The sequence below is a fragment of the Alkalicoccus daliensis genome, from assembly GCF_900103955.1.
In the GTDB taxonomy this organism is placed as follows: Bacteria; Bacillota; Bacilli; order Bacillales; family Salisediminibacteriaceae; genus Alkalicoccus; species Alkalicoccus daliensis.
The window spans coordinates 153,992-166,667 of sequence record NZ_FNIL01000004.1; the positions used below are offsets into that span (position 1 = coordinate 153,992).

The 12,676-nt window shown below is 45.5% G+C and carries 12 protein-coding genes; 1 reads left to right on the top strand and 11 read right to left on the bottom strand.

The window, feature by feature from the left end; genetic code table 11:
- Positions 1-4 precede the first annotated feature (4 nt).
- The 6 genes from BLP92_RS08750 to kduI form a co-directional block, all read right to left on the bottom strand.
- Positions 5-2,020, bottom strand: a complete 2,016-nt coding sequence (locus tag BLP92_RS08750) for a beta-galactosidase (protein ID WP_090842569.1) — start codon at positions 2,018-2,020, stop codon at positions 5-7.
- A 68-nt stretch (positions 2,021-2,088) separates the two neighbouring features.
- On the bottom strand, positions 2,089-3,393 hold the full coding sequence (locus BLP92_RS08755; RefSeq protein ID WP_090842726.1) for a Gfo/Idh/MocA family protein: 1,305 nt from the start codon (positions 3,391-3,393) through the stop codon (positions 2,089-2,091).
- A gap of 93 nt (positions 3,394-3,486) precedes the next feature.
- Complete coding sequence (locus BLP92_RS08760) at positions 3,487-4,302, bottom strand: sugar phosphate isomerase/epimerase family protein (RefSeq protein ID WP_090842570.1); 816 nt, start codon at positions 4,300-4,302, stop codon at positions 3,487-3,489.
- An 18-nt stretch (positions 4,303-4,320) separates the two neighbouring features.
- Positions 4,321-5,319 (bottom strand): sugar kinase, encoded by a 999-nt coding sequence (locus tag BLP92_RS08765; RefSeq protein WP_090842571.1) that lies wholly within the window; start codon positions 5,317-5,319, stop codon positions 4,321-4,323.
- A gap of 4 nt (positions 5,320-5,323) precedes the next feature.
- Positions 5,324-5,953: a bifunctional 4-hydroxy-2-oxoglutarate aldolase/2-dehydro-3-deoxy-phosphogluconate aldolase gene (locus tag BLP92_RS08770; protein ID WP_090842572.1), complete on the bottom strand. Its 630-nt coding sequence runs from the start codon at positions 5,951-5,953 to the stop codon at positions 5,324-5,326.
- A gap of 172 nt (positions 5,954-6,125) precedes the next feature.
- Positions 6,126-6,956, bottom strand: coding sequence for a 5-dehydro-4-deoxy-D-glucuronate isomerase (gene kduI / locus BLP92_RS08775; protein WP_175444232.1), 831 nt, complete (start codon positions 6,954-6,956; stop codon positions 6,126-6,128).
- A gap of 238 nt (positions 6,957-7,194) precedes the next feature.
- On the opposite strand from kduI, the gene BLP92_RS08780 reads away from it, so the two are divergent.
- Positions 7,195-7,974 (top strand): DeoR/GlpR family DNA-binding transcription regulator, encoded by a 780-nt coding sequence (locus tag BLP92_RS08780; protein WP_090842574.1) that lies wholly within the window; start codon positions 7,195-7,197, stop codon positions 7,972-7,974.
- Here BLP92_RS08780 and BLP92_RS08785 read toward each other — a convergent pair.
- The 5 genes from BLP92_RS08785 to BLP92_RS08805 all read right to left on the bottom strand — a co-directional run bounded on the left by BLP92_RS08785 (position 7,971) and on the right by BLP92_RS08805 (position 12,327).
- Positions 7,971-8,348: a sensory rhodopsin transducer gene (locus tag BLP92_RS08785; RefSeq protein ID WP_090842575.1), complete on the bottom strand. Its 378-nt coding sequence runs from the start codon at positions 8,346-8,348 to the stop codon at positions 7,971-7,973. The two genes, BLP92_RS08780 and BLP92_RS08785, sit on opposite strands and share 4 nt — an antisense overlap.
- Positions 8,349-8,435: 87 nt before the next feature.
- Positions 8,436-9,233 (bottom strand): SDR family oxidoreductase, encoded by a 798-nt coding sequence (locus BLP92_RS08790; protein ID WP_090842576.1) that lies wholly within the window; start codon positions 9,231-9,233, stop codon positions 8,436-8,438.
- A gap of 221 nt (positions 9,234-9,454) precedes the next feature.
- Complete coding sequence (locus tag BLP92_RS08795) at positions 9,455-10,168, bottom strand: LutC/YkgG family protein (RefSeq protein WP_090842577.1); 714 nt, start codon at positions 10,166-10,168, stop codon at positions 9,455-9,457.
- The gene (locus tag BLP92_RS08800; RefSeq protein ID WP_175444233.1) at positions 10,137-11,591 is read right to left on the bottom strand and encodes a LutB/LldF family L-lactate oxidation iron-sulfur protein; all 1,455 of its coding nucleotides are present in this window, start codon (positions 11,589-11,591) and stop codon (positions 10,137-10,139) included. The genes BLP92_RS08795 and BLP92_RS08800 overlap by 32 nt, the downstream gene beginning before the upstream one ends.
- Complete coding sequence (locus BLP92_RS08805) at positions 11,581-12,327, bottom strand: (Fe-S)-binding protein (protein WP_090842578.1); 747 nt, start codon at positions 12,325-12,327, stop codon at positions 11,581-11,583. Before BLP92_RS08805 ends, BLP92_RS08800 begins: the two co-directional genes overlap by 11 nt.
- Between the last annotated feature and the right edge of the window lie 349 nt (positions 12,328-12,676).

The following is a 12,676-nucleotide window of genomic DNA, read 5'->3' on the forward strand; positions in this document are numbered from 1 at the left end:
ATTTTCATTTGGAGTAAGACAATATTAATACTTCTTTTGCAGGGAGCGCTTCTTTTCCAGAAATATTTTGTTTTGAAAGCATATTGTAGTAAGTAGTTCCCTCGGCGAGTTTCACATTCACCTCATACTCATTGTGATTAATCACAAATAAGTACTTTTCCTCTTCGCCTTCCCGTTCAGATACCTCTACACCGTCTTCTACTTTGAGCGCAGGAATAACATGATTCTCTTCAGAGATTTCTTTAATAAATTCCTTCAGGAATCTTTCCTCCGGAGCGGTCCCGATATAGTAGGCAGTGCCTTTGCCGAATCTGTTTTTGGTAACTGCAGGAATACCAGCAAGCCAGCCTGTTTCATAGGCTGCCACAGTTTCCGCCCCTTCCGGATAAATTACATCTGCCCAGATACTGCTGGAAAACTGCCTGCCTTTTTTCACAAATGTTAACCTGCCTTCCTCGCTCTGCGGAACAAATTCGTCAATATAAATACCTGACAGTTTACGCAGCGGACCTGGATATCCACCCAGATGAATATGCTCATGTTTATCAGCAATCCCGCTGAAAAAGCTGAACAGTATCGTACCGCCTTCTGCTGTATAATTTTCCAGCTTTTCCGCCTCTGCCGAAGTTAAAGCATATAGCATTGGAGCCACTACGAAAGAGTATTCACTTAAGTCTGCGGCAGGATGAACAATATCCACCGCAATATTTAAATCGAAGAATGGCTTGTAGTATGCTTCCAGCGTTTCCATATAGCTGAGTCCATTGTGAGGCTTTCCTTCGAGTTCTACTGCCCACCAGTTTTCCCAGTCCATGAGAATTGCTGCTTTCGCTTTTACTCTGGCATCCCGCACACTGTCCAGAAGCTTTAATTCATTGCCGAGTTTGGCAGTCTCCTGAAAAGTTCTGCTTTTTTCATTATCAGAATGAGGAATCATAGCACCGTGAAACTTTTCTGCGCCTGCTCTTCCCTGTCTCCACTGGAAAAACATGACGCCGTCCGCTCCTCTTGCCACACCGCCGTAGCTCCACAGCCGCATCGTGCCCGGCGGCTTCGTAAGATTAATATCTCTCCAGTTCACGTGGCTTGTCACCTGCTCCATAATCAGAAATGGCTGTCCCTGTCTGAGACTTCTCATTAAATCATGGTGAAAAGCATGGCGGTAAGGAATCCCTTCTCTTGGATCCGGATACGAGTCCCACGTGACTACGTCCAGCTCTTTTGCCCACTGAAAATAGTCAAGTGGCTTAAATTGATACATAAAATTCGTGAACACCGGCACTTCCGGCGTAATATCACGGAGAATATTTTTTTCGATTAGATATAAATCGAAAATCTGGTCATTCATAAATCGCTTATAATCAAGCTTCTGTCCCGGGTTGTAAAAGGTTGCCTGATTCACAGGAAAATCTATTTCCGCCCAGTCATTGTAGCGCTGGCTCCAGAAGTTCGTCCCCCATGATTTATTTAAAGCTTCGATTGTTTTATACTTTTCCTGCAGCCAGTGATGAAAAGCTTCCAATGAATAGGAACTGTAGCATTCCGACAGATGGCATCCATATTCATTGTTAATGTGCCACATTTTCAGGGCTGGATGCTCTTTATATCTTTCGGCAAGCGCCTTTACTATTTTCTTGATTCCTTTTCTATAAGAGGGGCTGCTTGGAGAATAGTGCTGTCTGGAGCCAAAGGAATAAGGAATACCCTTTTCATCCACCGCAGGAATATCATCATATTTTTTTGTCATCCATGCCGGGGGAGATGCAGTGGCAGTAGCCAGACACACGCCGACGCCATGCTCGTGCAGTATGTCCAATATCTTATCCAGCCATTCAAACTGAAATACATCTTCCTCCACCTCAAGTACAGCCCAGCTGAAAATTGCTACAGAAACAAGGTTTACTCCTGCTTTCTGCATTAATTCTGCATCGCGGTACCAGGTTTCTTCTTCCCACTGTTCGGGGTTATAATCTCCGCCGTAGGCAATGTACGGCAGCACATCTTTTATTGGTTTAGGCATTTGAAAACACACTTTCTGTAATTTAGTAGTTGTATCCACTTAGGAAAGGTGCGCCTGCAAAATATAAGTTACGAATTTGTCAGGCTTTTGTTATGAAGCAGCTCCGCTACGTGAATCGGCTGGCCCTGTTTCACAGACCTCCATACTGCTTCTCCCGTGGCAATTGACCAGGCCCCGGCTTCAGCTCCGGCAAGAATCGGATAACCCCTTTTTCTTTTTCCGGCAAGAAAAAGGTCTTCCTGAATCAAAGGATCGCCTCCGCCGTGTCCGCCTTCTGTCTGTACCACATGAATCACTTCCTTGCTTCCGAACAACGGGAAATAGTCGATGGTCTGCTCAGGCACTGGAAAAGGAACCCTGCTCGGCTCGTGATATTCGGTTGTTTCGATCCTGCCTTTGGTACCGTTGATGGCAAGCCTGTAGCCCTCATACGGAAGAGAAAAATTAATGGAATAATTCAGCAGTGCTCCCTTATCATATTTGACCGTGGCTGCATACGTATCCTCAATCGATATTTCTTCATCAAAAATGCACTGATCTGTACGGTAATTTGTATAATCCTCCGCCGCACCTTCAAAGGAGTTTTTCTGGAGGTGATCATCGACAGCCGCTGCGCTCCCGTCGGAACGGTTAAACCAGCGCATAAAATAATCGCATTCCAGCTGTTCTTCGCAGGTAAGACAGTTTCTGCCGTTTCTTTTACTCGGGTTATGCTCACTTTCGGGACCGTAGTAGTTCAAAGCGCCGAAAGCAAATACTTGTTCCGGAAGCTGATCCGTCCACCAGTTGATTAAATCAAAATGGTGTGTTGATTTATGGATGGAGAGACCGCCGGAAAATTCCCGCATTCTGTTCCATCGTTTAAAGTAACTTGCTCCATGATACGTATCGATATACCAGTTCAAATCAATAGAGGTAATTCTTCCGATTTTATTATCGAGAATAAGTTCCTTTATTTTCCGGTGAAACGCGTTATAGCGATAGTTGAAAGCTACTGTTACTTTTCCGGTACTGTTCTTTTCTGCTTCAAGAATTTTTGCTGCATCCGCCGCAGTAGTCACCATCGGCTTTTCTGAAATGACATTTAAATTGTGTTCCAGACTTTTAAGAATGTAATAAATATGCGTATCATCTCTGCCGGCAACAATGATCGTATCTGCTTCTGTTTCCTCGATCATCTGCTCAAACTCGGTCTCACTATATTCCGGCACGTCATGCAGCTGGCTGTAACGTTCTTTGCAGATAGTGGTTCTTTTCCTGTCATGGTCTAGCAGAGCGACGATCTTATTTTCCGTATAATATTTGTCTACGCAGGGTTCAATAAACATTCCCATTGCACGATTACTTACTCCACATACGGCAATCCTGTTCACTTTCTTCAACTTGTACCTCTCCTTATTGGAGCATTATTTAGTTATCTATCTGTTTTCAGGCGCTGGCTGCTGTTTCCTCTGCATAAAAACCTGTTACTTCAGAAAAGATTCTACGTACCTTTTGGAATCGAGCATTTCCTCCGGCTTGCATTCCTCCAGAATAATTGGCACCTGCGGCTTCTGCGCCTGCAGCAGCTCCATATATCTTTCATAATTCATGGTGCCCTGCCCTGCCGGCAGCACTTCCAGTTCTCCTTTATCGTTCATCCGGCGGTCTTTTGCATGGGCTGCAATCACTCTGTCACCAAGCAGTTCAAATGCTTCTTCCATGACTTCTTCCTGCCGGCTGAAATTTTCTGCAGTCATGAGATTCCCTGGATCAATGACGACGCCAATATTGGAAGACGGCACTTCATCTATCAGATCTTTTAGTTTTCTTGCAGTATCGACCATATGTCCGCCCGCTGCTTCCAGTGCGAAAAATACGCCCCACTTTTCCGCCTCCGCTGTGATTTCTTTTACAGACTGCACGAGCGTGTTCCAGTCTTCTTTGGTAACTTCTCCTTCCGGCGGCCCAGTTTCTGTCGCTACCATCGGCGCGCCGAGAAACTTTGCATAGCGGATGCATTCCTTATATCGCTGCAGGGTGAGCTCCCTTTCTTTTTCATCTCTCTGATATAAATGAAGATAGGAGGCAAGCACAGAGATTTTCACATCGTGCTTCGCCAGCTCTTCTTTAATATCATCTGCCAGTCCCGGACTCAGCAGCCCCGGCTTGGAGAAATCATAGTTATCAAAAGCTTTCCACATCGCAAGCTGAATATGCTTAAATCCTTTTTCCCCGAGACGGGATGCCAGCGACTGATAAGACTGCTGTCCGAACAGGTGCGCTAATAATCCTACAGACATATAATCACCCTTTCATTATTATCTAGTGATGTGCTGACTTTCTCCTGAAAAGCTTTCCAGCTCCGCAAGTGTAGGTGAACCTTCCCAGTCTCCTTTAAACTGTGTCGCGAGTGCTCCCATAACGACAGCTCTTCTCATCGCTTTAGGCACTGATTTTTCTAAAGAAGAGAGCTGAAATGGTTGTTCTTCCTCCAGCAGTACAGATAAAATCCCAGCTGCGAAAGCGTCTCCCGCTCCTACGGTGTCTACTACATATTTGACAGGAAAACCTGCTTCTTCACGCGTGTTCTCGCCGTATTTTACGCTTGCTCCGTCTTCTCCTCTTTTCATGACAACAATGGAAGGACCCATGTCCTGAAATTCTTTTGCGTAGTCGCTCCAGGAATTTTTTTCTCCTAGAAGAAACGCCGCTTCCTCTTCTCCCGGCAGGAACAAGTCACATAAAGGAATAAGCGACAAAATTACCTCCCGTGCTTCTTCCTCTTCCCAGAGTTTTCTGCGGATATTTGGATCGAGGGATACGGTCAAGCCTTGTTCCTTTGCCTGCTTCATCGCCTGCTTCACCATCTCTGCCGTTGATTCCCCGAGCGCCGGTGTAATGCCGGTGACATGGAGATGCCGGGCTCCGTCAAACCATTCATTCCGGATATGCTCCGGAGACAGCCTGCTCGCCGCAGAACCTCTGCGATAGTAATAAACATTCGGATCCCCGTATCCTTTCGATTCCTTGAAAAACACTGCCGTTGGAGCTGCCTCGTCCCGGATTACCTGCGAAACGTCTACTCCTTCTCCCATCAGCCGTGTCATAATCAAATCGCCGAACGGATCGGTTCCAAGAGCACTGATCCACCTTACTTTTTTCCCGAGCCGGCTCAGCGCAAAAGCGAGATTCGATTCTGCTCCGCCGATCGAACTGGTAAACTGCGGTGCGTACGGAATGGTTCCTTCCGGAGAAGGCTGAAACAAAACCATGCTTTCTCCGATTGTTACTACATCTGCTTTCTGCGGTCTGCTCATTTTTTCATCCCCTTGCTATCGCTGTATATTTTTCGGCAAGCTGAGTAATCTGAGAAAAATTGTTTTCTTTTACGAGCTGATTGTTTACCAGGTTGCTTCCCAGTCCTGCTGCAGTCAGCCCCTGATCAAATAGAGGCTTCAGGTTCTGCTCTGTAATGCCGCCTGTTCCCATTAAAGGAATATGGGCAAGCGGTCCGCGGATGTTTTTAATATAATCGTCTCCCATTGCTCCTGCCGGGAATACTTTTACTGCGGAAGCTCCCGCTTGATAAGCAGTGACAATTTCTGTCGGAGTAAGCGCACCCGGCCAGACTTCCACGTTTTTAGAGAGACCGTACTCAATTACCTGAAGGTCAGTATGCGGAGAAACAAGATATGCTGCACCAGCGGCGACAGCATCTTCTGCCATCTGCAGATTCATTACTGTACCTGCCCCAACCTTCACATCTTCTCCAAATGAATTATTCAAGTCTTCAATCAGCTGCAGTGCGTTCTCTGAATCAAGCGTTACTTCCAGAAAAGTAATGCCTCCCTCCTTTAATGCCTCTGCTGTTGCTTTCCCTGCGGAGTAAGGTACTTTTCTCATGATGGCTACCAGTTTATCTTCCTTGAGTTTTTCCAGTAAGCTTTGCATATTTACTACTTCCTTTACAGTTAGTTATACGCTTTCAATTTCAGCGTTTTATTTATAAGAGTGTATAAAATTCATTAGTATATGTAAGCCTGGGTGGTTTTTCTGCGGAAATTTCAGCTAGCACAAATCGCACCTGGAATATGATTGGCCAGGTGCGATTCAGCTGAGAAAATTATTTTAAATCCTCCATTGGTACAAAATCCATGTCTTTAAAAGTATAATTTTCACCGGCCATTGCCCAGATGAAAGTATAATTGTTTGTTCCTACTCCTGAATGGATCGACCACGGCGGAGATAAAATCGCCTGCTCATTTTTCACGAGCATGTGGCGGGTTTCGTCCGGACGTCCCATAAAGTGGAATACGCGGGATTCTTCCTCCATATCAAAATACAGATAAACTTCCGCTCTTCTGTCATGCACATGTGCAGGCATCGTGTTCCACATATTGTTCGGCTCAAGCAGCGTCATTCCCATCATCAGCTGGCTGCTCTGCAGGCCGTCCGCGTGGATATATTTATAGATCGTACGGTTATTGGATTCTGCATCCGATCCAAGCCTCGTCGGCTCCGCATCTTTAATCGGCAGAACCTTCGTCGGGTATTCTTTGTGAGCGTTTGCAGAAACAAAGTAAAGCTTTGCAGGGTTGGAAGGATCTTCACTGTGAAAAGTTACATTTTCTTTGCCGAGGCCAATGTACAGGCAGTCTCTTTTATTTAAAGTAAATTCTTCTCCGTCCACGACTACTTTTCCTGCAGGTCCGATGTTTACGATTCCAATTTCTCTTCGTTCCAAAAAGTACTCTGTTCTTAAAGCATCTCCTGCATCAAGCTTTATTTCCTGCTGTGTCGGAATTACTCCGCCGACTACAACGCGGTCATAATGGGAGTAAACCATTTTTAGTTCCCCTTCTACAAACAGGGATTCAATTAAAAATTCATCCCTCAGCTTATCAGTTGTATACTGTTTCATATCCTCCGGGTTTGTCGCGTATCTGAATTCCATGTTTATAATCTCCCTTCATTTTTTCATCTTCAGCTGGTCCTGCATATAATGCAGAAGTGAAGATAAATTAAGTTCGTTATTGTTCATTACGGTTTGATTATAACAATAATTTTTGGAAATCACAAATAAAAATCTACTTTTTGTTCGAAAATATGTTGTTTTTTCGTTTCTTCATGTTTACAAATAAATTCTCTTGTTCCTATAATAGAATTTATATTACTCACCAGTGGAGGTCCTTATGCTATCAATCGAACGGCACGAAAAAATATTGAACGAATTAGATAAAAGGTCTACCGTAAAAGTCACTTATTTAAGCGAGATGCTGCAGGTGACTGAAAAAACCATCCGTATTGATCTGGAAACTTTAGAAAATCAAGGCCACCTGAAACGTATTCACGGCGGCGCCACCCTTCCGAAAGAAGGAGAACAGCTGCTTCCGATTAAAAAACGGCAGATGGAACATGGAGATGTAAAACATGCGATCGCTGTAGAAGCACTTCAGCATATACAGAAAAACGATACTATTTTAATTGATGGGGGAAGCACCACCGAAGCTTTCGCAGAACTGTTGGGAGAGGTCCCGGTAACCGTTATTACGAATGACATTAAGGTAGCGTATAAGCTGCTGCCGAAGGAAAAGGTCCACTTAATGATGGCCGGCGGTACAAGAATTGGCACTTCCGGAGCTTTATTCGGCGCAGAGTCTTCTAAAATGCTGAAAACGATCCGGGTAAATAAAATATTTTTCGGCACCACCGGCATTTCGATCGAAAACGGCCTTACGGTTTTTAATGGCATACATGCAGACTGGAAAAAAGAAGCCATGCAGTGCTCTAATGAAATTTTCCTGCTCGCAGACTCCAGCAAGTTTCAGAAAGATGCTTTGATTCAGTTTGCAGTCCTGGAGGATATTAATACGATTATTACCGACAGTGCTCTGAGCGAACAGCTGGCCGAAGGAATTACCCGCCGCGGGGTGCAGGTAATTAAAAGCAGTGCAGAAACGACAAGCAGTTAACTGCCGGCGGAATATCCCAGCGTTGTCATCAGCGCCAGCTCTTTCTGGGTGGAGTCAAGACGGCTGTACTGAATGATAACCGGAACATCCGAAATTACTTCCAGCGCGTACGGGACTCCTTTTGGAATTGTTTCTTCCTGCTCATTTTTCAGCCATGTTGTTCTGATATGCTTCGTTCTTTTTGCATCGACTTTATACGTAAACTGCTCTATCGGCTCTCTGTCTTCAAAGTAAGCATTAATTGTCAGCCTGCTCGCAGTTTCCCCGCAGTTCAGCACACAGATGGATTCGTGGCTTTCCATTTCACCGCTGCTGTCCGGTGGAATGAATCCATCCGGGATGAACCAATGTGTTTTTCCATGAGAAGTTGTCATAACAGCCTCCTAAATTTAATGAAATATTGTGATAATTATAAACTTTTTATTTTTGTTTTACAATTTTAATTTTTAATAAACCTAAAATTATCCCTGTAGTAAAGATTCCCCTCCGTCAATATACAGTTCTGTTCCTGTGATATGCGCCGCTTTTTCAGAAAACAGGAACGCTACCGCATCTGCAATCTGCTCCGGCTTTGCATTTCCAGCCATAAGCGGCTGGTGTCCTCTTGGAAACTGCACCTGCATACTAATTTTTTTCACATCTGGGTCTGAAGTAATTGATTCACTCATTGTTGTTTCCACTCCGCCCGGACAAACCGCGTTTACCCGTATGCCGAACTGGCCAAGCTCCAGCGCAGCCATTTTCATAAAAGCTGCCTGGCCGGCTTTTGCCGTGCTGTAGCAGCCAAAGCCCGGCTGGGAAAAAACACGGTTCCCGCTGACAGAACTTGTGATTACGATACTTCCTCCTTTTTTCTTCAAGTAAGGTATCGCCTGTTTCACAGTTAAAAAGCACCCCGTAAGATCGACATTCATTGTATTCTGCCAATCCTCCAGCTTCATCTTTTCAATCGGTGCCATCGTGCCGCCAATGCCTGCGTTCGCAAATACCGCGTCCAGCGCTCCCCACTGCTCATAAATCTTTTGAAAGCAGCCTCGTACATCTTCTTCTTGGGAAACATCTCCTGTTACCGCCAACAGGTTTTCTGCCAGGTTTCTGCTGCGCAGTTCTCCCACGCTTTTCTCCACTTTTTCCTCATCTATATCAAATAAGCAGACCCTGGCCCCCTGCTCCATAAACCTCTGCACAGATGCATAGCCTATTCCTGCTGATCCTCCGGTAACAAGAATGACTTTTCCAGAAAATTCTGTACCGCTCAATTTAATAACCTCCTTTTTTCATGATCTTACCGCAAAACAAATTATAATAATTTTGTTTGTTTAAGATTAATTATAACCGAAATTGTTCGAAAATCCTTGTATTATTATTTAAAACAAAATATTTTTTTGTTAAATAAAGATAATTAAAATAATTTTGTGAATCTCAAGCAGTAAAAAAGCGGCGTTCCGAAGATAACTTCGGAACGCCGCTTCTTTAATTATTACGCATCTTCAACAACGATATAAATTACCTTCACAGGACCGTGCACCCCGACAACGAGGCGCAGCTCGATATCCGCAGAGTTACTTGGCCCGGAAATAAAATTAATACAGGAAGGCATCTGTCCATTCTTCTGGTTATCCCTGATAATTTTTGCGGCCTGCGTCATCCGCGGCACGAGCGTGCTTTTCGGAATAATCGCGATATAGTTTTCCGGCAGCAGGCTGACCGAACGCCCAATGCCCTCCTGCCGGAATAAAACGACCGTGCCGGATTCCGCCAGCGTAACGTCTGAGAAGGTGATGCCGATGTTTGCTTTTTCAGCAATTTTAAAATTATCCTCCCGGCTTCCTTCCTCCCAGATGTGCAGAGAACCGTTCTTTTCTTCCTGCTTCAGATAGTTCCCGAGACCAAAGGAAGAAAAACGCTCATCCCTGGTACATACAATCGGCCCGCCACCGAGTTCGCTGACCGCTTCCTGCAGAAACTTTTCAAGGTCCTGGCTTGTGCTAGTGACGACATCTGTATGAATTGCTCTGCTGTGTGCGATTAACACATCAACCAGTTCGTCCTGCGAAGCACCCTCCAGCACTTTATCCTGTGGACGCTTTGACCAGGCAGGTAGAGTGACAGAAGCAGGCGCTTCTTCTCTGCCCATCCTGTTGGAGAGCCGCTTTAAAAATTTATCTTTCCCGCTGATCGTCCCTGTTTCCATCGCGCGCTCCCCCCTTTCTTTTCTTAAACCATTTCCGGAAGGTGTCTCCTTTGGAATTCGGCAGGTTACGTATTTCTGTCCAGAGCTTAATCGGCCCCGGACCGATTCCTCCGCCGTCTTTTCCTTCCGCTACAATATTCATCAGAAAAGGCACCTGTTTCCCGCCCATTTTAAAGAAGCTGGGATGACTTGTGCCGTAGCCGAATCCTTGCATCATCACTTTTTCCGTAAACGTTCCGAGCTTTTCTTTTTCCACGATATCTTTTCGGTGTTCGATTAACAGCTCGTGCAGTGGAATTTTCACCGGACAGGCATCTGTACATGCTGCACAGAGCGAGGAAGCATACGGCAGCTCCTTATGGTCGTCATAGCCTTCCAGCAGCGGCGTAAGGACAGCACCGATCGGTCCTGGATAAATAGAGCCGTAGGAGTGACCGCCGACATGCCGGTACACTGGACACACATTAATACAGGCGGCACAGCGGATGCACTGTAAAGCTGACTGGTACTTGGTTCCTAATATTTTGGAGCGTCCATTATCGATAATTACAACGTGAAAATCCTCCGGACCGTCCCCTTCTCCTCCGGGGCTCGGTGTAAGCCCGGTAATATAACTCGTCAGCTTCTGGCCCACCGCACTCCGGCAGAGCATCGTTACAAGTACATCGAGTTCTTCCCAGGTAGGGACGATCCGCTCCATTCCCATCACGGCGATGGTTGTTTTCGGGATAGTCGTTGCCAGCCTGGCATTCCCCTCGTTCGTTACGAGAGAGATAGCGCCTGATTCGGCGACAGCAAAGTTACATCCGGTAATTCCGATATCTGCCTGCATAAACTCCGTTCGCAGCTGTTCACGGGCAAATTTCGCCAGTCTTTCCGGCTCCGCGGTATCTTCATAGCCCCGTTTCACGTGAAACGTTTCACGGATCTGCTCTTTATTTTTGTGAAGTGCCGGCACCACGATGTGCGAAGGTGGATCATGGTCATCCAGCTGCAGAATCCACTCTCCCAAATCAGACTCAATAACTTCGCACCCTGCTTTTTCAAGTGCTTCATTCATGCCGATTTCTTCGGACACCATTGATTTTGCTTTGAGAATCTTTTTCGCGTTCTTTTGCTTTGCTACGTTCGTAATGTATTCGTTTGCTTCTTCCGGCGTTTCAGCAAAGTGGACGTGTCCCCCCTGCTTTGCCACGTTTTCTGCAAACTGATTCAAGTAATAGTCGAGATTTTCCAGAGTGTGCTGCCGAATCTCTTCTGACAGCTCTCTCCAGTCTTCCCAGTCACCCATTTCTTCTGTGATCGCAGACTTTCTTCCTTCCAGGCGATCCTGTGCGGAAGATACAGCCTGCCGCATAAAATCATTTTTAATTCCTTTGTCCACCCGCTCGAAAAAAGAGTCATTGCTTATTTTAATTCCCAACGCTCTCCCCCGTTTCCTGACGCTGATTTAGTACTTCTGCGATATGCATCACTTCCACGTCGATACCGAGCCGTTCCAGCCTGCCGCCGATATTCATGAGGCACCCGAGATCGGATCCGACGAGTACTTCCGCTTTTGTATCAACAATGTGCTTTACTTTGTCGTCCACCATCTGCTCAGAAATCGCGAGCATTTTTACGCTGAATGTACCACCGAATCCGCAGCACTGCTCTTTATAGGGAAGTGTATCAAAGGTGATTCCCTCCACATTTTCCAGCAGCTTCACCGGCGGCTCAGTCACTTTCATAATCCGCGTCATATGGCAGGAAGTATGATACGTTACTCTTTTCGGAAAATAAGCGCCGATATCAGTGATGTTCAGTACGTCGACGAGAAACTGTGTGAATTCATATGTTTTATCTGCCAGCTTTCGCGCCCGGTCGTGCCATGAAGGTTCATCCACCAGTAAGTGGGGATATTCTTTCACCATGCCGGCACAGGAACCTGATGGTGCGACTACTGCTTCTGCATGTTCAAAGGTACGGATAAAGTGCTTGGCCGCTTTTTTTGCTTCTTTATGATAGCCGCTGTTAAAAGCCGGCTGGCCGCAGCAGGTCTGTTTTTCCGGGAAAACTACTTCACATCCTGCGCGTTCCAGTACTTCGACCACGCTTCTGCCTACGCGTGATGAGTATACGACATCACCGATACAGGTGATAAATAGGGAAACTTTCATTTAAGTATTCCTCCTGTCTTTTGTGCAAAGACTTTATAAAAATTATCGTACAGTGATTGGCGTTTATAGTTTGTCGTTCTGCTTTCGCCAGGTATTTTAAGAAACTACCATAAAAACATATCTTTTTTAATATAGGAGAGTTCATATTGCTGTTCCACTTTCGGCGAAGGCTTGCTCGAGGGCTTGTCTTCGACTAATTTCTCTTGCGCTGCGCTTCTTCGAAATGGATTCTCAGACTGCGCTCATCCTCTGAGCGTCCTCGCCTTCATTTCACAGTAGAGACTATTTTTATTGTATGTGGTGCAGATATTTATTCTGCAAAAGTGACCATCATGAAAAACAAACGTAT

Excerpts from the sequence above, each read along its gene's own strand:
- BLP92_RS08750 (WP_090842569.1), bottom strand. The coding sequence starts at position 2,020 with ATGCCTAAACCAATAAAAGATGTGCTGCCGTACATTGCCTACGGCGGA.
- BLP92_RS08760 (WP_090842570.1), bottom strand. The coding sequence starts at position 4,302 with ATGTCTGTAGGATTATTAGCGCACCTGTTCGGACAGCAGTCTTATCAG.
- BLP92_RS08765 (WP_090842571.1), bottom strand. The coding sequence starts at position 5,319 with ATGAGCAGACCGCAGAAAGCAGATGTAGTAACAATCGGAGAAAGCATG.
- BLP92_RS08770 (WP_090842572.1), bottom strand. The coding sequence starts at position 5,953 with ATGCAAAGCTTACTGGAAAAACTCAAGGAAGATAAACTGGTAGCCATC.
- kduI (WP_175444232.1), bottom strand. The coding sequence starts at position 6,956 with ATGGAATTCAGATACGCGACAAACCCGGAGGATATGAAACAGTATACA.
- BLP92_RS08780 (WP_090842574.1), top strand. The coding sequence starts at position 7,195 with ATGCTATCAATCGAACGGCACGAAAAAATATTGAACGAATTAGATAAA.
- BLP92_RS08785 (WP_090842575.1), bottom strand. The coding sequence starts at position 8,348 with ATGACAACTTCTCATGGAAAAACACATTGGTTCATCCCGGATGGATTC.
- BLP92_RS08795 (WP_090842577.1), bottom strand. The coding sequence starts at position 10,168 with ATGGAAACAGGGACGATCAGCGGGAAAGATAAATTTTTAAAGCGGCTC.
- BLP92_RS08805 (WP_090842578.1), bottom strand. The coding sequence starts at position 12,327 with ATGAAAGTTTCCCTATTTATCACCTGTATCGGTGATGTCGTATACTCA.